The organism is Mesobacillus maritimus (assembly GCF_023715205.1).
Taxonomy (GTDB): domain Bacteria; phylum Bacillota; class Bacilli; order Bacillales; family Cytobacillaceae; genus Mesobacillus_B; species Mesobacillus_B maritimus_C.
This window is the reverse complement of the sequence record NZ_JAMBNR010000019.1, coordinates 32414-55972: the sequence shown is the minus strand read 5'-3', so window position 1 is coordinate 55972 and position 23559 is coordinate 32414. Positions and strand designations below refer to the sequence as shown.

23 protein-coding genes are annotated in these 23559 nt (G+C 39.1%); 7 read left to right on the top strand and 16 right to left on the bottom strand.

Features of this window, described 5'->3' with window-relative positions; genetic code table 11:
• Nucleotides 1–121: 121 nt before the first annotated feature.
• On the top strand, nt 122–1432 hold the full coding sequence (locus M3182_RS22030) for a M48 family metallopeptidase (RefSeq protein WP_251560133.1): 1311 nt from the start codon (nt 122–124) through the stop codon (nt 1430–1432).
• A gap of 109 nt (nt 1433–1541) precedes the next feature.
• Here M3182_RS22030 and M3182_RS22025 read toward each other — a convergent pair whose 3' ends face one another.
• Entirely contained in the window at nt 1542–2090 is a 549-nt protein-coding gene (locus M3182_RS22025; RefSeq protein WP_251560131.1) for a GNAT family N-acetyltransferase, read from the bottom strand.
• Between the two features lie 338 nt (nt 2091–2428).
• Here M3182_RS22025 and M3182_RS22020 point away from each other — a divergent pair, with 338 nt between their 5' ends.
• Entirely contained in the window at nt 2429–2560 is a 132-nt protein-coding gene (locus tag M3182_RS22020) for a DUF2639 domain-containing protein (RefSeq protein ID WP_251560129.1), read from the top strand.
• Nucleotides 2561–2907: 347 nt separating this feature from the next.
• Here the strand turns inward: M3182_RS22020 and M3182_RS22015 are convergent, their stop codons facing one another.
• Entirely contained in the window at nt 2908–3342 is a 435-nt protein-coding gene (locus M3182_RS22015; RefSeq protein WP_251435981.1) for a MarR family winged helix-turn-helix transcriptional regulator, read from the bottom strand.
• Nucleotides 3343–3647: 305 nt separating this feature from the next.
• On the opposite strand from M3182_RS22015, the gene M3182_RS22010 reads away from it, so the two are divergent.
• Nucleotides 3648–4934 (top strand): MFS transporter, encoded by a 1287-nt coding sequence (locus M3182_RS22010; protein ID WP_251435979.1) that lies wholly within the window; start codon nt 3648–3650, stop codon nt 4932–4934.
• 481 nt (nt 4935–5415) lie between these two features.
• Here the strand turns inward: M3182_RS22010 and M3182_RS22005 are convergent, their stop codons facing one another.
• Entirely contained in the window at nt 5416–5862 is a 447-nt protein-coding gene (locus M3182_RS22005; RefSeq protein WP_251560193.1) for an Lrp/AsnC family transcriptional regulator, read from the bottom strand.
• A 119-nt stretch (nt 5863–5981) separates the two neighbouring features.
• Here M3182_RS22005 and M3182_RS22000 point away from each other — a divergent pair, with 119 nt between their 5' ends.
• Entirely contained in the window at nt 5982–6536 is a 555-nt protein-coding gene (locus M3182_RS22000) for a cysteine hydrolase family protein (protein ID WP_251560127.1), read from the top strand.
• Nucleotides 6537–6677: 141 nt separating this feature from the next.
• On the opposite strand, the gene M3182_RS21995 is transcribed toward M3182_RS22000, so the two are convergent.
• The 7 genes from M3182_RS21995 to M3182_RS21965 form a co-directional block, all read right to left on the bottom strand.
• The gene (locus M3182_RS21995) at nt 6678–7397 is read right to left on the bottom strand and encodes a CPBP family intramembrane glutamic endopeptidase (RefSeq protein ID WP_251560125.1); all 720 of its coding nucleotides are present in this window, start codon (nt 7395–7397) and stop codon (nt 6678–6680) included.
• Between the two features lie 348 nt (nt 7398–7745).
• Nucleotides 7746–8363 carry a nitrite reductase gene (locus M3182_RS21990; protein WP_251560123.1) on the bottom strand — a complete coding sequence of 206 codons (618 nt, stop codon included), beginning with the start codon at nt 8361–8363 and terminating at the stop codon, nt 7746–7748.
• Nucleotides 8364–8497: 134 nt separating this feature from the next.
• The gene (locus M3182_RS21985) at nt 8498–10933 is read right to left on the bottom strand and encodes a heavy metal translocating P-type ATPase (protein ID WP_251560191.1); all 2436 of its coding nucleotides are present in this window, start codon (nt 10931–10933) and stop codon (nt 8498–8500) included.
• 71 nt (nt 10934–11004) lie between these two features.
• The gene (gene copZ / locus M3182_RS21980; RefSeq protein ID WP_251560122.1) at nt 11005–11211 is read right to left on the bottom strand and encodes a copper chaperone CopZ; all 207 of its coding nucleotides are present in this window, start codon (nt 11209–11211) and stop codon (nt 11005–11007) included.
• A gap of 70 nt (nt 11212–11281) precedes the next feature.
• Nucleotides 11282–11614 (bottom strand): metal-sensitive transcriptional regulator, encoded by a 333-nt coding sequence (locus M3182_RS21975; RefSeq protein WP_251560119.1) that lies wholly within the window; start codon nt 11612–11614, stop codon nt 11282–11284.
• A gap of 103 nt (nt 11615–11717) precedes the next feature.
• Nucleotides 11718–12449: an urease accessory protein UreH domain-containing protein gene (locus M3182_RS21970; protein ID WP_251560118.1), complete on the bottom strand. Its 732-nt coding sequence runs from the start codon at nt 12447–12449 to the stop codon at nt 11718–11720.
• A 97-nt stretch (nt 12450–12546) separates the two neighbouring features.
• Nucleotides 12547–13626: a YncE family protein gene (locus M3182_RS21965; RefSeq protein ID WP_251560116.1), complete on the bottom strand. Its 1080-nt coding sequence runs from the start codon at nt 13624–13626 to the stop codon at nt 12547–12549.
• 886 nt (nt 13627–14512) lie between these two features.
• On the opposite strand from M3182_RS21965, the gene M3182_RS21960 reads away from it, so the two are divergent.
• From M3182_RS21960 to M3182_RS21950, 3 genes are all read left to right on the top strand, one after another.
• Nucleotides 14513–15877: a sensor histidine kinase gene (locus M3182_RS21960; protein ID WP_251560114.1), complete on the top strand. Its 1365-nt coding sequence runs from the start codon at nt 14513–14515 to the stop codon at nt 15875–15877.
• Between the two features lie 5 nt (nt 15878–15882).
• Nucleotides 15883–16560: a response regulator transcription factor gene (locus M3182_RS21955; RefSeq protein WP_251560112.1), complete on the top strand. Its 678-nt coding sequence runs from the start codon at nt 15883–15885 to the stop codon at nt 16558–16560.
• A 120-nt stretch (nt 16561–16680) separates the two neighbouring features.
• Nucleotides 16681–16917, top strand: coding sequence for a hypothetical protein (locus M3182_RS21950; RefSeq protein ID WP_251560095.1), 237 nt, complete (start codon nt 16681–16683; stop codon nt 16915–16917).
• A gap of 143 nt (nt 16918–17060) precedes the next feature.
• On the opposite strand, the gene M3182_RS21945 is transcribed toward M3182_RS21950, so the two are convergent.
• The 6 genes from M3182_RS21945 to M3182_RS21920 all read right to left on the bottom strand — a co-directional run bounded on the left by M3182_RS21945 (nt 17061) and on the right by M3182_RS21920 (nt 23449).
• Nucleotides 17061–17657, bottom strand: a complete 597-nt coding sequence (locus M3182_RS21945; RefSeq protein WP_251560093.1) for a YdhK family protein — start codon at nt 17655–17657, stop codon at nt 17061–17063.
• A 472-nt stretch (nt 17658–18129) separates the two neighbouring features.
• A complete protein-coding gene (locus tag M3182_RS21940) occupies nt 18130–18459 on the bottom strand; it encodes a type II toxin-antitoxin system PemK/MazF family toxin (protein WP_285869181.1) in 330 nt (109 codons plus the stop codon).
• Entirely contained in the window at nt 18452–18619 is a 168-nt protein-coding gene (locus tag M3182_RS21935; protein WP_251560089.1) for a hypothetical protein, read from the bottom strand. The genes M3182_RS21940 and M3182_RS21935 overlap by 8 nt, the downstream gene beginning before the upstream one ends.
• Nucleotides 18620–19242: 623 nt before the next feature.
• Nucleotides 19243–20550: a GntP family permease gene (locus tag M3182_RS21930; RefSeq protein WP_251560087.1), complete on the bottom strand. Its 1308-nt coding sequence runs from the start codon at nt 20548–20550 to the stop codon at nt 19243–19245.
• Between the two features lie 772 nt (nt 20551–21322).
• Complete coding sequence (locus M3182_RS21925) at nt 21323–21604, bottom strand: toxin-antitoxin system YwqK family antitoxin (protein WP_251435939.1); 282 nt, start codon at nt 21602–21604, stop codon at nt 21323–21325.
• 450 nt (nt 21605–22054) lie between these two features.
• Nucleotides 22055–23449 carry a sugar porter family MFS transporter gene (locus tag M3182_RS21920; protein WP_251435936.1) on the bottom strand — a complete coding sequence of 465 codons (1395 nt, stop codon included), beginning with the start codon at nt 23447–23449 and terminating at the stop codon, nt 22055–22057.
• Nucleotides 23450–23559: the final 110 nt, after the last annotated feature.

The window sequence follows — 23559 nt, the reverse complement described above, 5'->3', positions numbered from 1 at the left end:
CTAATGCCGAATACACACCTTTAATAAAAGTAAAGATTTTATATCTATTCCTTCAAGTTTCCACTATAATCTTATTGTTATATATTTCTAAAATAGAATACAAGTAACAGGGGGAAAAAGAGTGCTCGAAGAAAATGGGTTGAAAGTGAATTTGGTTCATCGCAAAGAAAGGATTTATTTTGGGGTCACGGTGTTGGTTAGCTGCTTGATTTACCTGGCGTTGCTCTTCTCAATCGTTGGAATTGCGATCATTTTAGGAATTATGTTGATATCTTATTTCTTTCACGCTTTATCCATGGCTTCAATTCGAAGAAATGCCGTTCGCTTGAGTGAGCAACAATTTCCGGGCATCTACCAAAAGGCAGTAAATCTTGCTCAAGACATGGGACTGGAGAAAATGCCTGCGATTTATGTGATCGAATCGATGGGGATTCTAAATGCCTTTGCGACGCGTTTTTTTGGAAAAAACATGGTTGTTTTATACTCTGAAATATTCGATATGGTTGAAGACAATCGTGAAGATGAAATGATGTTTGTGCTAGCACATGAATTCGCACATCTGAAACGCCAGCATGTACTTGTACACATGCTGTTGCTTCCGGCGATGTTCGTTCCATTTTTAGGAGAAGCATATTTACGAGCTTGCGAATACACATGTGACCGCTATGCGGCGTATTATGTAGGCAATGTCGAAGCTGCCAAAGAAGCTCTAGCAGTACTCGCCATCGGCAAGAAGCTTTCGGCGAAAATGAATAAAGAAGCATATGTGCAACAAATAGCCGAAGAGTCAGGTTTCTTTGCTTGGCTAAGTGAGAAACTTTCCAGTCATCCACATTTACCGAAACGAATCAATTCCTTGAACAACTGGTTCAGCCCCGATCAATATCCGCTCGTTCGTGAAAAGAAAACGGGAATCATCGTCGGGTCCATTGTCTCTACCCTATTGGCTGCATGCCTTACAGGTGCTGCGGTCTTCTTGATCACTCAAACAGCGTCCTTAACAACGTTTCTTGAAGACCCTTATTTATACGAAGACGATGAATCTTTGTATGAAGAAGAGCTCATCGATTACCCACCTGTCATCCAAGCCTACATGGAAGAGGATATGGAGTTGCTTCAACAACTTGTCGCAGAAGGAACGGATATTGATGAAAAAGATAGTGAAGGATTTACCGCTCTCCATTATGCAATCATGTGGGACGACCTAGAGGCTACCGAATGGCTCATTCAGAACGGGGCCGATGTGAATGCACCAGACAACTGGGGTTCGACACCGCTAATCAATGCCGTCTATAATGCATTAAGCGTGGAAATGGTCGAACTTTTACTAGAAAACGGCGCAGATAAAACCCTCGCCGATTCAGAAGGTAAAACAGCGTATGATTACGCCGTTGAAAACAGAGATACCGTTCTTAGGGATTTGTTAAAATAACTTAGTGGGAAGGTGGCCTGCCCCGTTTCAAGGTACTCTTAAAATAGTTAAGATAGAAAAATCGCTAGGACATCCCCTAGCGATTTTTTTGAACAATTAAACTAACATTCTACTCTTGTTTAAATCTCCCCATCATGACGGTATTATAGTAATTCCCATCAGACAATCGTTTGTCCTTTTTTAAAATACCTTCTACTTCGAACCCATACTTTTTATACAGTTTTATCGCCTTTTCGTTCGTTTCAAGTACACTTAACGTTATTTTCTTCAAACCGTTCGTGTCAGCCCAGTGAATTGATTCCTTTAAGAGGTTTTGTCCGATCCCATATCCCCAATAATCCTGTAAAACACAGACTCCGAATTCTACCTTATGCGCAGTTCTTTTTAAGTTGTTCCCTTCACACCTTGAAAATCCTACAATTCTTTCATTTCTTTCAGCGACTAAAAACAAGTTGGTTTCACTTTCTGTATCATGTTGAATAAGTTGAACAAACCCTGCTTCATCTATGTAATTCTCACCTTTTTCTCGATCCATATTTTCCGTTTCCCCATCGATTTGTACCCTTACTTCCGACAATTGTTTGGCATCCTCCACTCTTACAGACCTGATGAGATAAGGTATACCACGAACACAAAAATTCTTTTGATCCACTTTCATCGCAAACTCTCCCTACGTCCTTTTTATATCCTTCATCGCAATCTTCTTTTTTCGCTCTGCTTTAAGGATAGTCCTGCTTGTTTTTATGTAATATTCAATTGTTATCCTATTTGCCTACTGGCACATTCTTTTTATTAGCAAAAACTTAGTTAGAAAATGGGTTTTCTTTTTCGATCGTTACATAAATGTTAGATTCATATAACTTTTTTCAATTTACCCCTTTCGTAAGTCGTTTTATAGATGTTACAATGGCCCTGTTGTGAAATTTGTGTACAGAGAATCCATTTCACAAATTAGTCTAGATTCCTAAATCTTCACGCAAAGAAAGGGTGTTTTCAATGCATTATGGAAGCAAAGGCTGGTATGTTGAAAAGCTTAAACAAGCAGGCGTACGCACCTACGAAGAACGTAAAATTGAGCGTTACAAAAAGCACGTTCTTGCCAAACTATTAGAACAAAAAACTAAATAACTTAAACAATCGCAGCTCATTTTTTGAGCTGCGATTATTAGATTTGGGACAGAGTTGCACCTCGTCCCACGGCGGGACAGAGGGACAGGCACCTCTTCCCACAGAATGCTCAATACTGTGTTTACCCTGACAACCGTTCAATTAGTAAAATAAGAAGACTCCTTTTTAGTACGGAGTGAAAATTAGTGAAGAACAAAGAATTTTGACAACCATGAAACACATTTTCTACTATTTTTCGATTTTTCATGCACCATGAAATCTTCATGTGGCACGTTTTCTGCTCTTCAATTCGTTTCCATGCTCTTCTCTCCGCTGTTATACACCATCGGCGTTCAGTTTGCCTGGTCCTACTGTAGTTTCTTTAGTGTCTCTAACAAATCTTTATATTTATCCGTTCCGATATCATGGACCACTTTTTCTTGTATTTGGTACCAAATAGGTTTTGCTTCCTCTAACTTTGCATAACCTATATCTGTTAGTGAAATTTTTTTTGCTCTCGAATCGTGATTGCTTTTGGTGATCCGAACATAGCCACTCTTTTTTAATAGATTGAGATTGCGAGTAACCGTCGTTTGGTCCAGCAACATAATCTCCCCTAACTGTGAGATTGAAATGTCTTTATGGCGATCAATGTTTGCTAACATCGAGTATTGAGTCACTTTTAAACCAGTAGGCTGCAGTTGATTATCATATAGTTGAGTAACCACTCTTGCTACTTTTCTCAGGTTCGCGCACACACAAAATTGAAGAATATCATCCATTTCATTCGGTTTGCTATTCATAAAAGATCATCTCCTTTCGAACCTTTTTAATCCATTATCTTAAACAGAAGTTGAGTTTGATTTTATTATTGACAGAAAATTCTTTTATTAATACTATTATACATGTAAATACATAAATTACGAAAGTAAAGGTCTTTTTTAGCGACGATTAATGTATGTATATACATATGTTTCTTCATGACCTGCTCCTATTTATGAACTTTCTTTATATGAGCAACCACATGCCTTTTTGTTTCACTTCGAAGAACGCCAATAAGTATCAGAATATTTTTAAAATAAATAAAGACTGCGGGTGAAATTTTAAAATGAAAAAGGTTCACTATAGCTGGATGATTCTTGCCATTACTTTCTTCTCCATTATTGTCGCGGGAATCGCCGTCTCTTCATCAGGCGTTTTCATTGACTCCTTCGAAACCGAATTTGGTTGGGATCGCTCTATGATTGCCCTATCTTTTGCAATTAGTCTCTTTTTGTATGGAATCTCAGGACCCTTTATGGCAGCATTATTAGAAGTTATCGGTATCAAAAAAATGATGCTCATTTCGATGTCCACTTTGTTAACTGGCTGCCTCCTGACGTTCATCATGAGTGAACCGTGGCATCTGATGATTATTTGGGGCATTCTCATCGGCCTAGGCTCAAGTCTTTTTTTAACCGTGGTGAGTCCATATGTTTCGAATCATTGGTTTGAGAAACGAAGAGGACTTGCGGTCGGAATCTTAACAGCCAGTACGGCCACAGGTCAATTAATTCTCCTTCCGATTTTAGCTTCCATTATCGAACGTTATTCCTGGCGCCCGGCGATTGGACTTATTGTCACCCTGAGCTCCATTATGCTTATCATCATTTTCTTATTAATGAAAAACTCACCAAAAGAAATTGGTCTTCTTCCATATGGCCGCGAGGAAGAAACACAAGAAAACATCGAAAGTTCGAAAGGCAATCCGATTGTGTTAGCTTTCAATGGTTTATTCCAAGCTGTGAAGGTGAAGGAATTTTGGTTGTTAGCAGGGAGTTTCTTTATTTGCGGTCTTTCTACGAGTGGATTAATCGGGACACATTTTATTTCTTACTGCATCAGTTTTGGGATCCCGTTGGTGACCGCAGCCTCACTCCTTTCGTTTATGGGCGTGTTTAACCTAGTTGGAACAACGTTGTCAGGTTGGCTATCCGACCGGTTTGACAATCGCTGGCTATTGTTTTGGTACTACAGTTTAAGGGGAGCATCCCTGGTATTCCTTCCTTTTGCATTGGTTGAAGGTTCGTTTCCTTTGATCGCGATTTTTACTGTATTTTACGGTTTGGATTGGATTGCCACTGTTCCTCCAACGATTAACATCTCAAGACAAATTTTTGGGATTCAACAAAGTGGCATTATTTACGGGTGGATATTTGCCGCACACCAGGTGGGTGCTGCCACAGCTGCTTATGGAGGGGGCCTAATCTATAAATTCCTCAACACTTACACGTGGGCGTTCGTTTTAGCGGGGTTCTTCTGCGTTTTTGCCAGTTTATTTGTCATCGTGATTAAAAAACCGGCAGCTGGGATAGAGGTACCTCATCCCAGGAACGGAGTGGAACAGCGTGCATAAAGAAAAGGAAAAAGATTTCTCAGCAAACTCGATGTTTCCTTTTATCCCACCTTATTTCCCTTCTTAATAGATTGAAAAAGGCTTGGAGCACAATGACTCCAAGCCTTTTTTAGAACAATCTTTTATTGAACATGTTCTTTTTTCTATCGTCAAGTTTTCTTGACAAGTAGAAACATAATAAACCAGAACCTAAAAAAATAAGAAAAGGAATAATTGCGAGTAAAGGCATAATCATGACCCAATAGAATAGATAGGCACTTATTGCAAATATAAACCAACTCACTATAAACAAAAAACTCGATGCAAACTCCTTTAACGCAAGCAAAGGATCGCCTCCGTTTTTACTAATTTTAAGCCCTTAGCTAAGCTGAACAGATCGTTGAATAAGCTCTTCTTTGATTTTAACCATAAATAAAAATTTAGCACCATTCATCCAGTTGTAATTGAGAATGGCTTGTACCTATTTTCTAGGAAAGTGATTTTATTGAATTGATGTCGTAACCGGGTTACGTTTTTTAATCTCTTGTATGGATAAATACAAAGCATAGTTACCATATTCTAAAATGTTATCAAGAAAAAGATTCAATTGTTCTTGCGATTCTACCTTTACTTTTACATGATAACAGGCTTCGCCTGAGACTCGGTGTGCTTCAACGACCTCACTTCGTTCTTGAATAAAAGAGATAAAAGAATCATGGTTTGCTGTTTTCATATAAATAATAACAAACGCTGTAAAAGTTAATCCTAATTTCATTTCGTCTACGATAAGAGAATAAGTTTTAATGACACCGCTATCTTCTAGTTTTTTAATACGATTCCCTACTGCCTGACCTGTCATATGTATTTGTTTTCCTAAGTCTTTCCATTGAATACGGGAATTTTCGGATAATAACCGAAGGATCTGAAAATCAACGCGATCTAGTTCCATCATCTATTCCTTTCACCATGAAATCATTTCACCTTAAAGTGTTTCATCAAAGTATCGATATAAAACAAGATATTCATTATGCTTTTAGTGTACTAAATATTTTTATGAGGTGAAAGCAAATGAGCACAGCTTTAATTCTAGTTGATATTCAAAATGACTATTTTCCAAATGGAAAAATGGAGTTAACCAACCCTGAAAAAGCGGCCGCGAATGCTGCGAAAGTTCTTGAATGGTTTAGACAGAATCACAAAGATCAGATTTTCCATATCCAACATATCGCAAGTAATCCAAGCCTAGGCTTCTTCCTTCCAGACACGGAGGGTGTGAAAATCAATGAAGCGGTTCTGCCATTCGAACACGAAGGCCTGATCAAGAAACATTTTCCGAACAGCTTTTTACAAACTGAATTGGAAAGCCAATTAAAAGCAAAAGGTGTTACAAAGGTAGTGGTTGTCGGGATGATGACGCATATGTGCATTGATGCCACCGTTCGGGCTGCAGGGGATTTAGGCTTTGAAACGACATTGATTGAAGATGCATGTGCAACAAGAGACTTATCTTATCAAGAAAAGACCGTCCCAGCTGAACAGGTTCATTACGCGTTTGTCAGCGCCCTTAACGGCATGTATGCGAATGTTATTTCGACGGAAGACTTCCTGCAACAGAACAAATAATGAAATTCAAAAGTTTAAGAGACTAGGTAGTTCTGTTGTGAAGTAGAACGTTAAGACGCAGAGGTTTTTAGCACCCTCTGCGTTTTTATCATTAATTTTCCAACTAACTCCCCTGTAATTTTGAAAAAATACACGCCTAATTTATTCTCCTAATTTAGCAATATAATCTAATAAAAAATGAAGAAGAATGAGAGGTAAAATGGAACCTAATCCGATATAGAGAATACAAAATAAAATGGCGAAAACGGAAGTTCGAACAAAGCCCATTAAAAAGCCTTGATAAGTATGGGCAAGACCAAATATGAAGGAAGAAAGTACGATAATAACCCATATTGATAAGTTTGGAAATAAATAAGCTAAAGCAAATAGTGTAAATCCCCTGTAGATCACTTCTTCCGTTAATCCTGCTGTTAAAGAAACATAATTCCATCTTTTTTTCTCGGATTCAGTGACAGGTAATAACGGTGCAATAACAGATTTTTCCCAGTCCTCTTTTTTCTTTTTTGTTAACTCTTTTTTAATTTTATCACTGAAATTGAACCCAATGATAAAGTATAAGACAAACAATAAATATAGGAGCCCAATTCCAAGTCCCGTATAGGTTACCGCTTTCCCAAGTGGTTCCGTGTTTAAATTTGGAATTGAAATTCCAATCTCTTCGAATGTTAGTTCAGTGAAAATCGTCAATAATAGAATCGTTATCGTTGGTACCCATAATCCAATTATGGTGTTGTTGTAATAGTTCAATCTTGCTTTGTGATCTGTTTTCACTTTTTGCTTGAATCTTTGAAAATCAAAATACCCAAATATCGGTTCATAAAACAATAAAAAGAGCAAAAGGATCCAAATGACAATATCCATACATACCTACCTCCTTTCCAGGATCTAAAATAACTTTCTAGAAATCTATTTAGTTTTATTGTGATTTTCTATCTTTTTAAAATTCCGAAAAATGAGTATCTACTAATGCAAATATCTACCTCAATTGTATGAGTATATATACTCAAAAAGTGATAACTTCATTCAATGGGAGTTTTCTTTATCCATCAAATGTCCTTTTTACTGCCGTTCATGCGGGATAAACTCTATAAATCTAGTTTAACATAAACCTCCAATTTCCTAGTAAAAAGGTGCTACTTGGTTAACCAAAGTAGCACCTTTTTTGACAAATCAATTTGGTGAGCGGATTTAACAGACAAAGCCAACGAATTAACTTATGAACTGCTCTCTGCCAACTCGCTGTAGAAATTTATGAAACGTCTCTCGCTTTTTCCCCATTTGTGAATAAACAGCGATGATTTTTTCAACAATATCATACAATTCTTCAGGCGTTAGATTCTCCTTCAGCAAAGCACCTACCTCGGCGTCTTTCCCTTTTGCTTTTCCTCCAACATAAAGATTGTACTGGTCTTTTATTTTCATAACCCCGATATCGCTCAACATCGGTTCCCCACAACCAACCGGGCAACCGGTATAAGCGACTTTTAGTGTAAAAGGGACAGGTTTTCCTGCGATCCGACGATTCAACTCTTTTGCGATCGGCATCCCTTCCTCCTCTTCTCCTTTGCAAAAATTGCAGGTTCTCAAGCTCTTAACAAAATTGCCAACAGGATAACAAACCAATCCAACATGGTGGAACTCTTCAATGATTTCTTCTTTCCGATCTTCGGGGATTTCAATATACAGTTGTTGGAAAGTGGTTAACTCCAGTTCCTCGTTATCATCCATATATTTTGCTATGGTCATAAGTTGCTTTGCATTGAGCTTTGCTCCAAACCCGATTCCCCCATTTATGGCCATCTTCACTTTTTTTACAACGCTTTCCATGTTCACTCCATCCCTTTATTTTAATTCTTCTACTATACTCTAGTAGGGTATATAAGGTAATAAAAAAGTACCTGCCGCTGTTATCTAGCGACAGGCGATCTCAACCTACCTGGTTCATCAGAGAGAACAACATATTATTTTTGTAATTTTACCCTCTGTAACCGCAATGCATTCAAGACAACCGATACCGAACTAAACGCCATCGCTGCTCCGGCAACCCATGGTGCAAGCAGTCCGACTGCCGCAATTGGAATGCCAATCGTGTTATAGGCAAATGCCCAGAATAAGTTTTGCTTAATATTCCGCATTGTTTTGCGACTCATCAAAATCGCGTCGGCAATACTGTTTAAGTCCCCGCGAATCAACGTGATGTCTGCTGCTTCCATCGCGACATCTGTCCCGGTACCAATGGCCATTCCAATATCCGCTGTAGCTAGTGCAGGTGCGTCATTAATTCCGTCTCCGACCATAGCCACTTTTTTACCTTGATTTTGCAGCTTTTTCACTTCTTCTGCTTTCCCTTCAGGAAGCACTTCCGCAATCACATCATCCACGCCGACTTCTTTCCCAATCGCTTGAGCAGTGCGCTCGTTATCACCTGTCATCATGATAACTTTGATGTTCATTTGTTGTAAACGGCGTACCGCTTCCCGAGAAGTATCTTTAATCGTATCAGCGACGGCAACTAACCCTGCATATTGGCCATTAATTCCAGCCAACATCGCCGTTTTCCCGTTTCGCTCTAATTCTTCCATAGCTGGGAGAACGGATTGGATTTCAATTCCGTATTGCTGCATCAGTTTCCGTGTGCCAATCACTACTCCTTGACCAGAAACCGTCGCTTGCACACCATACCCTGGAATATTTTCGAAGAATTGAACATTGGCTAGTTCAATGCCTTTCTCTTGAATCCCTTCCACAATCGCTTGTGCCAATGGGTGCTCAGATTGTTTTTCTGCTGCGCCGATTAAAGATAAAAATTTCGCTTCGTCTTGACCATCTGCAACTATAACATCGGTTAGCACAGGTTTCCCGTGTGTGACCGTACCTGTTTTATCAACAACCACAGTGTCAATTCCTTGCGTTTGTTCTAAATGCTCGCCGCCTTTGAATAAAATCCCAAATTCAGCGGCACGACCGGAACCGGCCATAATCGAGGTCGGAGTCGCAAGTCCTAATGCACATGGACACGCAATCACAAGGACCGCAATTAATACTTCAAGTGCTGGTGTAACCTCACCAGGTTGAACCCACAAGATCCAGACTAAAAAGGTAAGGACGGCAATGCCCACGACGATTGGAACGAAAATACCGGAAATTTGATCCGCCAACCGTTGAATCGGTGCTTTCGAACCTTGGGCGTCTTCCACGACTTTAATAATTTGGGCTAAAGCGGTGTCACGGCCAACTTTTGTGGCTTTCATTTTGATAAAACCATTTTTGTTGATCGTTGAGCCGTAGAGAATGTCCCCAGCATTTTTATCGACTGGTAAACTTTCACCGGTTAACATCGATTCATCAACAGCTGTTGTTCCTTCGATTACTTCCCCATCAACAGGAATTTTTTCACCAGGTTTCACTAAAATCGTGTCACCAATCACGACTTCCTCTAACGGAACTTCTTTTTCGACTCCATCACGGACAACAATCGCTGTTTTCGCTTGAAGGCCCATTAGTTTTTTTATCGCTTCAGATGAACGGCCTTTTGCTCTTGCTTCAAATAATTTCCCTAAAAGAATAAGGGTAATCAATACTGCACTTGTTTCAAAATAGAGATGTGGCCCGTGGTGCGTACCGGCTGTAACAATCGCTTGATAAACGCTGTAAAAATAAGCGGCTGACGTACCCATCGCAACAAGGACATCCATGTTGGCACTCCCATTGCGAAGGGCTTTATACGCACCTACATAAAACTGTTTCCCAATAATAAATTGTACCGGTGTGGCTAAAATCATTTGGAACCACGGATTCATTAAAATGTCTGGGACATATAAAAACGATGTAAACGAAAAGTGACCAACCATCGTCCATAATAACGGCAACGATAAAATCGCTGAAAGAATGAATTTCCGTTGTTGATCTTTAATATGCTGTTCACGGTGATCGACTTGTTCTTGTTCATCTTGCTTTTGGTGCGCCCCGTAACCTAGCTTTTCTACTTTCGCAATAATATCGCCAATCGATACTTCGGAAGGATTAAACTCAATGGTTGCTTTTTCAAGCGCCAAATTGACGTTTGCAGTTGTAATACCATCCATCTTATTTAATCCTTTTTCGATGCGCGTTGAACAAGCGGCACACGTCATTCCCGTAATCTCAAACTCCGCTTTTTGTTTCACAACTCCATAACCAAGCGCTTCGATTTTCTTTTCAAAATCGGCTTCACTCAGTTTCGCTGGATCGTATTGTATCGTTGATTTTTCCAGCGCTAAATTGACGGATGCTTGCTCAACACCCTCCATTTTATTTAACCCTTTTTCAATCCGTGTTGAACAGGCGGCACAGGTCATTCCGGTAATTTGAATACTCGCTTCTTTCATTTTTTTTGATGATACGGCTTCTGTACTCATCATTCCTCACCTCTATTATACCTATAAGGGGTATATTTTATTGCAAATGAAAGAGTGCTATGCTAGCACTCTTATTCTACATCATACCCTTGCTCTTCAATCGTTTCTTTAATGGTATCAAGGGATACTTGGGATTCGTTAAAAGCTACTTCAACCAAAGCCTCATCTAATTTTACAGTTACTTGGTTCACACCTGCTAATTGACCAACGCTTCCTTCTACCGCTTTTACACAATGTCCACATGACATTCCTTGAACGTTTAATGTTACAGTTTGCATAAATCTATCTCTCCTTTAAGAATAAAATTGGTTTTCATACTACACAGGGGTATATAAAACTGAAAAAAATTTATTTCTTCATCAACTTTTGGATAGTGACCAGTAATTCATCTAAAACTTCATCGTCCCCTTCGGAAAGGCGATCGACGACACATCCTTTTAAATGACCTTCCAAAAGAATTTTGGCTACACTATTTAAAGCTGATTGTGTGGCAGAAAGTTGAGTGATCACATCATCACAGTATACATCTTTCTCAATCATTCCCTTAATGCCGCGAATTTGACCTTCAATCCGATTTAAACGAGTCGTTAAATCCTTTTTCACCCGCTCCGGATGATGACTTTTTCGACAAGACGTCGCACCCTCCGTATGGCAAGCAACTTCTTTTCCCGTGTTTTCCATAAGCTTACCCTCCTATCTTGATTATATGTTACCATACCCTACTAAGGTATGTAAATGGGCAAATTGGTTTTTTTTGGTGGGACAGAGGCCCCCTCTGTCCCATTCACCAATATGTAATAGTATCAAGCACCCCTAAAATCAGCATTACCATACCAGCTGCTTTCTGAACGACGTTTCCTAGTTTCCTTCCTTTCTTTTTAATAATGGCTCCTCCTAAATCGAGGTACCAAATTAAGAAGATGGCTAGAATCAAAGGCAGAGAAGTTCCAATTGCGAAAAACACAGGGAGAATTGCTCCGTAACTAACAGCTGTAGCCATCGGCATGAGGGTTATAAAGAATAACGTAAACATTGTCGGGCAAAATCCAAGGGTAAAACTAACCCCTAATAAAAATGCCCCTAGACTGCCTTTTGTATGAAATTTCTCCAAGAAGTTGCCAAGAGAAATCGTTTTATAGACTTTAAATACGCCTAACATAAACAGCCCAATGATGATAAACATCGGACCGACGATTCTTCTCACCCATGGAAAATACGTCGTTAAAGAGATTCGAATTTCACTGCCCACAATCCAAACGAACAGGCCTAGCCCAGCAAAGACAACGATTTTTCCTAAAGTGAAAAAAAGTACGTTCTTCCAAGCAACCTTTTGTTGTACCGATTGATTGCCATAAACCGTAATGGCGCCAAGATTGCCTGTAAACTGACATGGAGCAACGGCGCCAACAATTCCTAAGACAAAAGCCGATAAAATGGGGATCCCTTTCGTACTTAATCCGATATTGATCAAAGGCTGGGAAAAGAAATTGCTGATTTGGCTAAAAAATTCATACATACGTTCTTCTCCTTTAATATGAACAAATCATCCATTTCATTTTAATCGATAAATATCAAGAATGTATGCAACAACATCTCCCTAACATCTAGGTAATTTATTTCATTAGACTAATCCCATTTGGTGTATGGCCAACTTCAATCGTTTCAATTACCTTATTTTGCTCGGTATCAATAACACTGACTGTATGATCAAACATATTTGTCACATAAACACGCTGATGATCTGGACTTGTGACGACCCCATGAGCCCCTTTTCCTACCTCAATGGATGCGGTTGCCTTTTTGGATTGAACGTCAACAACTGTCACGGTATTGGATGGATTTTCTGCTGTCCCTTGATTGGCTACATAGGCGTATTGGTCATTCCCATCTAGGTAAACCTGAGCTGGACCATTTCCCACAGAAACTTTATCAACTTGGTCATTTTCTAGATTGACAATCGCTAATGCATTTTCCGAATTCAACGTGACAATAAGCGTTTTGCCATCAGACGAAATAGCCGTTGTCACAGGTGTCTGCCCAACCTTTATTTTCTTCTCCTCTTTCATGGTCTCAAGATTCACAACACTGACCGTATCTTCCCCCATATTAGCAATATAGGCCATTGAACTGTCAGACGAAATTCGAAACCCATGCGGACCTTTACCGGTCGAGATTGTTTGTATTACATCGAAGCTAGTCGTATCAATAACAGATACTGTGTGATCTTCGTTATTTGTTACAAGAACATATTTACCATCTTCTGTATAAACAATATGTGCAGGATGATTCCCTACTTCGACCGTTTTGACCACTTCATTTGTTGCTGTATCTAAAAACAAGGCAATTCCTGGCATGTCCATGGATTCCCCATGGGCATGGCCCATGTCCGGAACAATCGTAGCAGCAAGCAATTTTCCATCTGGGGAAACCTGTACATTATGGGCGATACCGTCCACTTCAATCGTAGAGTCCACTTCGTTTGTGTCTGCATTGATTTTTGTTATACTTCCTCCTTCATCCGCTGTAAAATAATACTTAACTTCTTGTTCATTTTCAGATGCTTTTACAGATGTTTGTTCCTGTGTTTCATTTTGTTCTTTTGATGTTGCCTCCGGATTGGAATTGCCGCATCCTGTTAAAATCAATCCTAAGATAAAGAGAATGGTAAAAAAACTGTTTTTTGCTTTCTTCATAACTAAGAGTTCCTCCTCGAATTTTTCATTTCAAAAACAGTGTAACGAGGAAATCTCACAAAACATGTGATGAACTTCACATTAGAAAAGAATGCATTCGTGATTTTTACAATTTATTGAAAACCTCTCATCTTTTCATAAAAGTCCATAGAATCTGCACAATTATGGACTAAAATCATCTTTTCCTTTTGGACGTAGTCGGTTGTGTATTCCTAGAATTTATTAAGCGCGTTCAAAAAGGGGATAAGGTGACCAGTGAGTGTTTCATTGCCCGTTCTCTTTAAAATTTTTGCGATCGGGCACCGAGAGCACGGCTCGATGACCATACTCTTAAAATTCCTTGCCAATCGGGCACTGAGAGTCCGGCTCAGTTACCGTTCTCTTAAAATTTCTTGCCAGCGGGCACCGAGAGTCCAGCTCAATGACCGCTCTTATAAAATCCTTGCCAGCGGGCACCGAGAGTCCAGCTCAATGACCGTTCTCTTTTAAAATCCTTGCCAGCGGGCACCGAGAGTCCAGCTCAATGACCGTTCTCTTTTAAAATCTTTGTCAGCGGGCACCGAGAGTCCGGCTCAGTTACCGTTTTCTTTTAAAATCTTTGTCAGCGGGCACCGAGAGTCCAGCTCAATGACCGTTCTCTTTTAAAATCTTTGCCAGCGGGCACCGAGAGTCCAGCTCAATGACCGTTCTCTTTTAAAATCTTTGCCAGCGGGCACCGAGAGTCCGGCTTCAGTTACCGTTCTCTTTTAAAATCTTTGCCGGTCGGGCACCGAGAGCCCTCCTCTATGCCCTACCATTAAGAACATTCCTACAGCACGATGTTGCAAAAATTTAACCATCAGGTAAGAATGAACCATATAATCTGAATCCATAAATAGGTGATCATATGAACAAACTTTCAATCAAAATCGGAATCATCTTTTTCTTCATTATTTTTAGTTTGGAAATCTTTATGTTTTTCTTTTTACACACTTCGATTGTTGATTCGAGGGTGGAAGAGGAACTTTCGGCCTTACAAGCAAGAGGAAATTCGCATCGAAACATTCTCGAAAAGCAATTTGACGCTGAAACGATCTCCCATGTTACCTTGATGGAATCAGAAGCAAACACAGAGGTGGTAATTACAGATGCTACCGGGAACGTGCTCGATTCTTCGCATCAAATCAGCAACTTTAAGAAATACGTAAACGTCATCGACTCTTCGATCCCAAGAGCTGGGCTTGTTGTGGAGGAACATTGGAAGAAGGAACCATACATTGCGACTGTCAGTCCAATCGAACAGAATGGTGAAATGTCTGGCTATGTTTTTATGTTTCAAGATACTCAATCTGTTCATGCTTTAATTGACCGTCTAAATGAACACTTTTTATTAGCCGCCATTATTTCTATTAGCTTAACTGTAATTATCATTTTCTTTTTATCAAAAGCACTAACAAAACCGCTCATCAAAATGAAGGACGCCACTTCCCAAATCAGCAAAGGCAACTTCGATGTAACTTTAGCCATAAAAGGAAACGATGAGTTAGCAGATTTATCTCAATCGATTCAATTGCTTGCGAACGATTTGAAGTATTTAAAGCAAGAGCGAAATGAGTTCCTGGCCAGCATTTCCCATGAACTCAGAACGCCATTAACCTATCTAAAAGGCTATACAGATATCCTTCTGAAACGGAAATTGCCTATCGAGGAGCAACAAAAATATTTAACCATTATCCGGGAAGAAAGCAATCGTCTTTCGGTACTGATTAAGGATTTATTTGAGTTAGCGAAGATTGATAAAAATACTTTTATGATTGAAAAACAACCTATTCCCTTACATGAATTTTTAACATCAATCGAAAGAAAATTAGCTCCGGCTTTTTCCGAAAGAAACATGATTTTCACTATACAATGTCCTACGAATCTTTTTTTAAGAGCAGATCCCGCCCGGTTGGAACAAATCATTTTAAATCTTTTAGATAATGCCATGAAGTATTCCGAAGAAGGTTCGGAAACAACAATCAAGGTTTCAAAAAATAAACATTCTGTTCATCTTGCCGTAACAGATCAAGGAAAAGGAATTCCAGCTGAAGACCTCCCCTATCTCTTCAATCGTTTTTATCGCGTCGACAAATCCCGTACGCGATCATTAGGGGGTACCGGACTTGGCCTAGCGATTGTGAAAGAACTTGTTGATCAGCATGGCGGCGCAATTTCCGTCAAAAGTGAACTCGGGAAAGGCACAGAGTTTCTATTAACATTTAAGGAGTAAAAACAATGAAAACCATTTTATTAGTAGATGACGAACCACTTATGCTTGATTTGCTTTCACTTTATTTAGCTCCTGCTGGTTATGATTGTGTAAAAATGACTTCAGCAGTTGAAGCGATCACCTATTTAGAATCCAACCACGCCGATCTCATTTTACTTGATGTGATGATGCCTGAAATGGATGGCTGGGAAGCATGTCGTGAAATAAAAAAGCATTGGGCTATCCCGATAATTATGCTTACGGCTTTGGGCGAAAAACCCGATATTGTCAAAGGGTTGAAAATCGGGGCGGATGACTATGTTTCCAAACCATTTGATGAAGAAGAATTGCTAGCTAGAATCGAAGCAGTTTTACGAAGAACCCAAAGTGACCTTGAGAAAATCAAATTCTTAGGACTTGAACTGGATTTGAATTCCTTTGTTCTTCAATATCATCAAACAGGAATCTCGTTAACCCCGAAAGAATTTGCGATGATGGAGCTGTTTTTAAAGAATCGGAATAAAGTATTCTCCCGCGAGCATTTAATCACTTCAATTTGGGGGTATGAAGTTTCGACGGAGGACCGGACTATTGATTCCCATGTGCGGAATTTGCGGGACAAGCTTCGAAAAGCAGGCTTCCCTGCGGATGAGTATTTGGTGACCGTTTGGGGTGTTGGCTATAAATGGGTGGATAAAAAATAAGGTTTGTTCACATTTTGCATTTCTCTGGAAGTTGATCACAATTCACAGGTTTCTCAAAAGTTCTTGATAAAAACTGCATATTTTCACTGTAGCCTATAGGTAAGAAAGGAGAGGTTATATATGAAAAAACTGATTGTTGGAATATTAAGCGCAACCTTTATCCTGGGAGCTGGATCTTATGCATTTGCTCAAGGAACTGAGGATGGAATTTTAGGTTTTGATCAAGTGAAGCCGTACATGGAACAGATGCATCCTGATTTTTCTGAGAACGAATTGCAAAACATGTATAACGCCTGCCATGGTGAAGGAGGCATGATGGAGAACACTCCCCCTGCAGGCATGATGAATCGTCTGTAAGCAAGAAAAACCTGGACGATGGAAATACCGAATTTGCGGCTTCGAGGACGGATTTCAATCCGTCCTTTGCCTGTGAGCTAGCATGTTAGACCACTAAAAAGAGGATGTCCTTCCCCCTTAGGACATCCTCTTTTTTACTATTCTTATTCAACAGGTGAAAGTTCACCTTCTGTTACCCATTTATGATTTTTCACTTCTTCCCCATCGGTTGTTGTGAAATCAACCATATAGACTGTGGTTTGTTCTGCTGAATCAATTTCAACGGTTGCCCCTTCCATTCCTTCCATGTGAGCGGCATTGGTTTTAACTTCCGTACCAGGTGCTAATGGCGCTTCCCCTGCATCAATCAGCTCTTCATGAATCACCCATTTATGGTCCTCCACTCTTTCCCCGCCAGTAGTTGGCGTATAGGAAATTGTATAAACCGTTGTATCATATGTACCAGCGATTGTTGCCTCGGCGCCTTTCATGCCCGGCATATGTGCATCCGTAATGACCGCCTTACTTCCAACTGGATATTTAGGATTTTCCGCTTCTTTTAACCCTTCTGGAACTTCACCCGAACTGGACATGTCCATTTGACTATGATCCATGTGCTCTTCTGAAGTAGCATCATTCGTCTGTTCCTGACCAGCATTTTCGGTTTCTTCGTTTGTTGGTTGTGCTTCCTCGTTCGTACTACATGCCCCAAATACGAGCAATAACGATAGAGACAAACTTAAAAAGTACATTTTTTTCATTTTTTCAACACTCCTCCTTTTCTTTAGGAGTAGGATAACTCAAAGTTTTGCAGTTTTTGTGCATTTTTATTATTTCTATCTTGTGAAATGTGTAATATGAGTTGGTTAGCATCCTGCTCCGTTTCCCAGCTCAATAAAGCGTTGCTGCATCCAGGTTTAACGCTCTTTGCCTTGACAGAACAAAATCGCTAGGACAGGTCCTAGCGATTCCTCATTTAATTGTTCGGTGTAAATGTCAGTTATAATATGTTCGATTTAAAAAAACAGTGTTTAAGTCATTATATAGAGCATGAGAAACAGGCTAGGGACCTACACGCAGTATAGAATATCTAATTTCGTAATTATTTGGATGGGCAACGGAGTTCTTTTGAAAGAGTGTGGAATGATGATTGAGGTACAAGATTCATATATTAAATCAAAATAAATAAAGAATCCATAAATGTATAGATTGATTTTATGTGGATAGAAAAACCTAGAATAATTTACGACACGTGTGTAGTACTCTTTCAAGATCATGACTTTTTAAACTACCTAACTTACGTTTAAGTTCAGATTCATGGATTGAGAGAATTTTAGAAGTTCTTACTATAGATGGCTTGTATAAACCGGCGTGCTGCCAGTATTCAAGCACTACATCAAATTTACTTCTTCCTTGTTGACTCGTGATTGGGGCCACGATTACATCGATATCAAGAGCTAATTCGTTTCCGACGATTAATACAGGACGTTGTTTATATTCCCGTGTATCTTTAAAGATTACATTAGCCAACCAAACCTCTCCCTGTCTTATTTCTCTATTCATTATAGATATCATCCTCCTCGTTATCCCACCAAGAATAGTTTTTATTTAGAAAAATTGCATCTTTTGACATAAATTTTTCTTTGATTTTTTCGAGAACCATTTGGCGCTCTTCTGCATCTAACTTTTCAAGCTCCTTAATTATTTTTTCTGAAATAGACATGTATTCACCACCTCCAATAATTCTTAGATTCATTATAACTCAATTATTTTCCTTTAGAAAAGGTGTTTGGCAGCCTAGCAGCTAGAAACAATTCATAAGTGTCGTGCAACAGACATGTAATGCGGTCGTGCAATATGGAACAAAAAGGACAGTTCCCGAGTAACTTGTCACACGTAACTTTTTGATCATTTTGCCGTATTAAATAGAGAAGTACTCTATACTTGAGATGAGATGAGTGTATGAATCTAGCTCTAGAATGGCCATCACGATTGCGGTTGGTTTATTCATAACATCCAGGGAAAAAAATAAATGTCACCGTTTTATGGTCAATATTTAAAACACTCATTAGAGTCTATCTTCTATGAGACATTTCTTCGCTTAAAAAGTGCCTCGTCACGGCCGTAAAACACGGAAGTGACGAGGCACTTTTTTTAATAGGCTTTTTTCGTAAAGAATGTTGTTCAAAACCTAGTCCCGATTTTAACTCGGGATAAGCCATTTTGTACGTTCATATTAAGTTTACTAGCTCTTTTCTCCTGATTTTAAAATTGCTGTCCAATGAAAACACAGTTAATTCAATTCTCTTTATATCTATAAGCAACAAATCTTCAGAAAAAGGCTTTTTAATAAATCATAATCGCCACCAATAATGCTGGGATCGCAGCTACAAGAGGAGCAATTACACACGTTACAAAAACATGTTTGTATGCATCCTTATGTGTTAAACCAGCTACCACTAAGCTTGTAATGACCGCCCCATTGTGAGGCAAGGAATCCAATCCTCCAGAGGCAATCGCAGCAATTCGATGCATTGCATCCGGATTCACTCCTAAATCTAAATAGATAGGCGATAACGTTTCCATTGCGATGGCTAAACCGCCAGAGGCTGACCCTGTAATCCCGGCTAAAGCGGTTGTGGCAACAAACAAGGAGATTAACGGACTACCAGGAATGTTCGTCATAATGTCTGTAAAAATAGCAAAACCTGATGTCGCGGCAATCACCGCTCCGTACCCAACGTCCGCACTCGTATTGACAACAGGTAACACCGCATTCGTCACACCGATGTTAATCGTCTCTTTTTTCTTTTCAATATACTTCCAAAAGATGATGCTACATACAAAAACAGCAATCATCAAGGTATAGAGCACTTCCACTTTAAATAAGTTTAAGAGCACCAATAAAAGGATTGAGGGTGTCAAACTTAAAATGAGACCAGGTAATTTTTTATCGGCATATTTATCGATGTTCTCTCCATCTGCTTTCTCCAGATTTTTCATCGACGCATAAGTTTCGCCTCGCTTCTCAGATCGTTTTAAGGCGAATTTTAAATACCATAGGTTGATGGCAAGAACAACAATCGTTGCGACAATCCCAATCCATGCTCCAGATTGGACATCTGTCCCCAAATAGTTAATTGGAATGATATTTTGAATTGAAGGTGTCCCGGGTAACATCGTCATGGTGAAGGTCCCGATTCCAATGAAAAAAGAGGCCAGAAACAAATGCCACGGGATATTCATTTCTCTAAAAAGAGGCTTGGCGATCGGCAACACCGCAAAAATGACCACGAATAAAGTGATCCCGCCGTAGGTTAAAAACGCACAGATTACCATGATGGAAACTAACACTTTGTATTTGCTGTCTTTCCCTAAAATTTTCAGCAAAGCTTGGGCGATTGTCCTCGCCGCCCCACTATCATCCATGAACTTCCCAAACATCGCCGCGAACAAGAAAATTAAATAATAGTTTTTGGCGTAGTTTACAAATCCACCCATATAATCATTTTGAAAAGTTTCTAATATCGGCATATTGTTCAGAACAATTACGAATAAACTGACAACTGGTGCGATAATGATAATGCTAAATCCCCTAAAAGCTAGAAAAATTAATAAAATTAAAGACAAAATAATGGTGGCCAGACTCCACATTTTTAATTCCTCCCCTCCTTGATCACATACAGCAGCATAGTTAACGAACTTTCATTTCAAAACGGTAAAAAACCACTCTCTGGTATTCATAAAATACCTAATTGTTTTAAAAACTAGTTTTCTTCTAAAGTTCTTATCTAATGGTCCCTCTTTGATCGCTTTTAGGACCCCACGGACAAAGGCTTGTCCAAATTGAATAAACATTTCACCTAATATGTATTCGCTTTATCCCCTCCTTGTGAAAACGCATTCAATAAACGCTACTAAAATGGTTTCATTCTCTTAATTTATATAGTTATTAACCTTTAGGACAAACTAGTCCAAAATAAGAAGATTATCTAGGATTTACAATTAAATGATAGAAAGGTCCGATAAAATAGGAGCTGGAAGGGAACATACAACAGAACTTCTAGGTATTTTTACACAAAAAAAAACGCCTTTCTAGAAAAGCGTCCTGTTGCTAAAGCCTAATTATTGATAGATTGACTTCATAAAGATAGGAAGTGTATCGCCCAATATACATCCCATATATCAGCGTCCATTATTAAAAAACAAGCTCATTGTATGTGTGCAGCTGCACACCGCTTTTGTTGGGAAGAAACGGGGATTTTAGCGAAACGTGCGATTTCTGAGGAAATATTTATTTCCGAAAGAGGCATTTCACTCCTTGAGAGAACTAGAACAGAGTCTGTTATGTTTCATACAATGAGTTCTTCTTAGTTCAAGCAAAACTCTAAAAAATTGATTTCTATAAAAGAACTAACTCATTCTTTTACTTTTTATCACGATTGGTGGTTTTGTATTTTTCACCTTTGCTGTCATAGGTGATCCATTCACCCACAGGCTCCCCCATTTCAAAATATCCTGAACGCTTGATTGTTCCATCAGAACGATACCATTCCCAGTAACCGTCTGGCTGATCTTCAATGATTTTCCCTTTTGACCAGATTGTTTTTCCGTTCGCATGGTATTTAATCGTGTATCCGTCCACCACTTCCAATTTCTTTTCCTTCACACCGTTCGGCTGTAAAATGTCACATTTTTCATTTTCCATGACTTTCCTCCTATAACCCTTTCAATTTTTATCACATTTTAATTGATTTTTTTAACCATATCACGAATACAACTATTTTATAAACCTGTTCGCTAGCCGAACAAGAACAATTTTTCTTTCTCTGTTAAATGAGTTGTAAATAGAGGCCCAGGTGCAATGATTTTCCGAGTAGAAAGTTCTATGTGCGATAAAAAATCTTAATTGTGTCTGTACAACAAATAAGAGAGATCGCCGTAGCAATCTCTCCCTATGAATCTTTCAATCATTATAGTATTTGGCTAATTATGCACGATCTTTTCAAGGCGTGAAAGCCTATTCAGAAAGCCTTTACAAACTTTTTTAAAAAGAAGCTCTTACACCATGATACTTGATAATATCAGTGCATTTATCGTGAGTCGTACTCTTATCTAAACATCTCCCGAAAGGTGCATCCAAACCGATTAGACCGATTTATGCAGTTTTCTCTTTAGAAACGCGATTTTCGCCAATTTTTTCAATTTCCTCTAAAGTACGACCGCGCGTTTCAGGCACGCATTTACGGATGAATAATACACCGAGTAAACAAATACCACCGAAGATGGCAAATACTGCTTCTTGCGCCATCGAAGCAACCATGATTGGGAATAGCAAACCAACTAAGAAAGATCCTATCCAGTTAAACGAGGAAGCCAATCCGGACGCACGACCACGAATGACAAGTGGGAAAATTTCTCCTACGATCACCCAAGTCAATGGAGCCCATGTAAAGGAATACAATGCGACATAGATACTTAAAAAGACAACGATCATCATCGGGCTAGCATCAGGAATAATTAAATTCAAGATAGCTGGCAAAATAAAGGATAGCCCCATAATCGTTCCGCCTACTGTTAAAAGCGTACGGCGATTAAATTTATCCGCAATCAATAAGAAAACCAATGAACCTAGAACGAGAATAACACCTTGAATAATTGGCCACATTAACGCAGAACTAGCTGCATGTCCTGAAGCGTTTTCAACAATTAATGGAATATAATAGAAAATTGCGTTTGCGCCTTGGAATTGTTGAAAAGCTGCGACCCCAACACCAGCAAGGACTAAATAGCGGTATTTCCCACTTAAAAGGGTGCCCCATGAAGCTTTTTGATTTGCCTTTGCTTCCATTGTAGCACTTTCTTGAATTTGTTTGATTTCAGCATCAATGTCTGCTTTGTTCGTACGAAGATAGCTTAACACCTTACGAGCTTCATTAATTTTATTGTTTTTAATTAAGAATCGTGGCGATTCTGGTAACTTTAATACGCCAAAGAATAAAATCAACGCAGGGACAGCCGCTAAACTAAGCATCAACCTCCATGCCATTGTTCCAGGTAAATCTTTCAAAAAATAAGCAACAATATAGGAAAGCAACATTCCTGAAACAATCATCGTTTGGTTAATTCCTGACAATCGTCCACGTAAACGCGCAGGCGCCATTTCGGACATATAAGCTGGGACCAATGCAGAAGCAGCACCAACCGCCAAACCTAAAAGAACTCGAGAAAAAATCATAAATAAAATTCCATTATGTGGTGCAACTCCTGCCAAAATGGAGCCAATCGCAAAAATGATTGAAGAAATTAAAATCATTTTGCGTCGTCCTAGCTTATCTGATAGTTGACCTGCCAAAGCTCCTCCAAAAATAGCACCTAACATTAACGAAGAGGTAATCCAACCAATTGCAGTCGGATTGTTTTGAAGGTTCCAATCTTCTTGTAGAAATGGCAAAGCCCCCGTCATAACCCCGATATCATAACCGAAGAGAATGCCTCCAAAAGCCCCGAAAAAATAAATAAAGCCACTTGGGATTTTCTTTTCTTTCCCCATTTATTTTCCCTCCTTAAGTATTCATGTTGTTCTTTTATAAACCTTTTGCTTTAAGGTTTGATTGCTAGAATAAAACACTTAAACGCTTTCACGAACCCCTAAAAAAACAC

Bases quoted from the DNA above. Each gene is read 5' to 3' on its own strand.
- M3182_RS22025 (WP_251560131.1), bottom strand. From the start codon at position 2,090: ATGAAAGTGGATCAAAAGAATTTTTGTGTTCGTGGTATACCTTATCTC.
- M3182_RS22020 (WP_251560129.1), top strand. From the start codon at position 2,429: ATGCATTATGGAAGCAAAGGCTGGTATGTTGAAAAGCTTAAACAAGCA.
- M3182_RS22015 (WP_251435981.1), bottom strand. From the start codon at position 3,342: ATGAATAGCAAACCGAATGAAATGGATGATATTCTTCAATTTTGTGTG.
- M3182_RS22010 (WP_251435979.1), top strand. From the start codon at position 3,648: ATGAAAAAGGTTCACTATAGCTGGATGATTCTTGCCATTACTTTCTTC.
- M3182_RS22005 (WP_251560193.1), bottom strand. From the start codon at position 5,862: ATGGAACTAGATCGCGTTGATTTTCAGATCCTTCGGTTATTATCCGAA.
- M3182_RS22000 (WP_251560127.1), top strand. From the start codon at position 5,982: ATGAGCACAGCTTTAATTCTAGTTGATATTCAAAATGACTATTTTCCA.
- M3182_RS21995 (WP_251560125.1), bottom strand. From the start codon at position 7,397: ATGGATATTGTCATTTGGATCCTTTTGCTCTTTTTATTGTTTTATGAA.
- M3182_RS21990 (WP_251560123.1), bottom strand. From the start codon at position 8,363: ATGGAAAGCGTTGTAAAAAAAGTGAAGATGGCCATAAATGGGGGAATC.
- M3182_RS21985 (WP_251560191.1), bottom strand. From the start codon at position 10,933: ATGAGTACAGAAGCCGTATCATCAAAAAAAATGAAAGAAGCGAGTATT.
- copZ (WP_251560122.1), bottom strand. From the start codon at position 11,211: ATGCAAACTGTAACATTAAACGTTCAAGGAATGTCATGTGGACATTGT.
- M3182_RS21975 (WP_251560119.1), bottom strand. From the start codon at position 11,614: ATGGAAAACACGGGAAAAGAAGTTGCTTGCCATACGGAGGGTGCGACG.
- M3182_RS21970 (WP_251560118.1), bottom strand. From the start codon at position 12,449: ATGTATGAATTTTTTAGCCAAATCAGCAATTTCTTTTCCCAGCCTTTG.
- M3182_RS21965 (WP_251560116.1), bottom strand. From the start codon at position 13,626: ATGAAGAAAGCAAAAAACAGTTTTTTTACCATTCTCTTTATCTTAGGA.
- M3182_RS21960 (WP_251560114.1), top strand. From the start codon at position 14,513: ATGAACAAACTTTCAATCAAAATCGGAATCATCTTTTTCTTCATTATT.
- M3182_RS21955 (WP_251560112.1), top strand. From the start codon at position 15,883: ATGAAAACCATTTTATTAGTAGATGACGAACCACTTATGCTTGATTTG.
- M3182_RS21950 (WP_251560095.1), top strand. From the start codon at position 16,681: ATGAAAAAACTGATTGTTGGAATATTAAGCGCAACCTTTATCCTGGGA.
- M3182_RS21945 (WP_251560093.1), bottom strand. From the start codon at position 17,657: ATGAAAAAAATGTACTTTTTAAGTTTGTCTCTATCGTTATTGCTCGTA.
- M3182_RS21940 (WP_285869181.1), bottom strand. From the start codon at position 18,459: ATGAATAGAGAAATAAGACAGGGAGAGGTTTGGTTGGCTAATGTAATC.
- M3182_RS21935 (WP_251560089.1), bottom strand. From the start codon at position 18,619: ATGTCTATTTCAGAAAAAATAATTAAGGAGCTTGAAAAGTTAGATGCA.
- M3182_RS21930 (WP_251560087.1), bottom strand. From the start codon at position 20,550: ATGTGGAGTCTGGCCACCATTATTTTGTCTTTAATTTTATTAATTTTT.
- M3182_RS21925 (WP_251435939.1), bottom strand. From the start codon at position 21,604: ATGGAAAATGAAAAATGTGACATTTTACAGCCGAACGGTGTGAAGGAA.
- M3182_RS21920 (WP_251435936.1), bottom strand. From the start codon at position 23,449: ATGGGGAAAGAAAAGAAAATCCCAAGTGGCTTTATTTATTTTTTCGGG.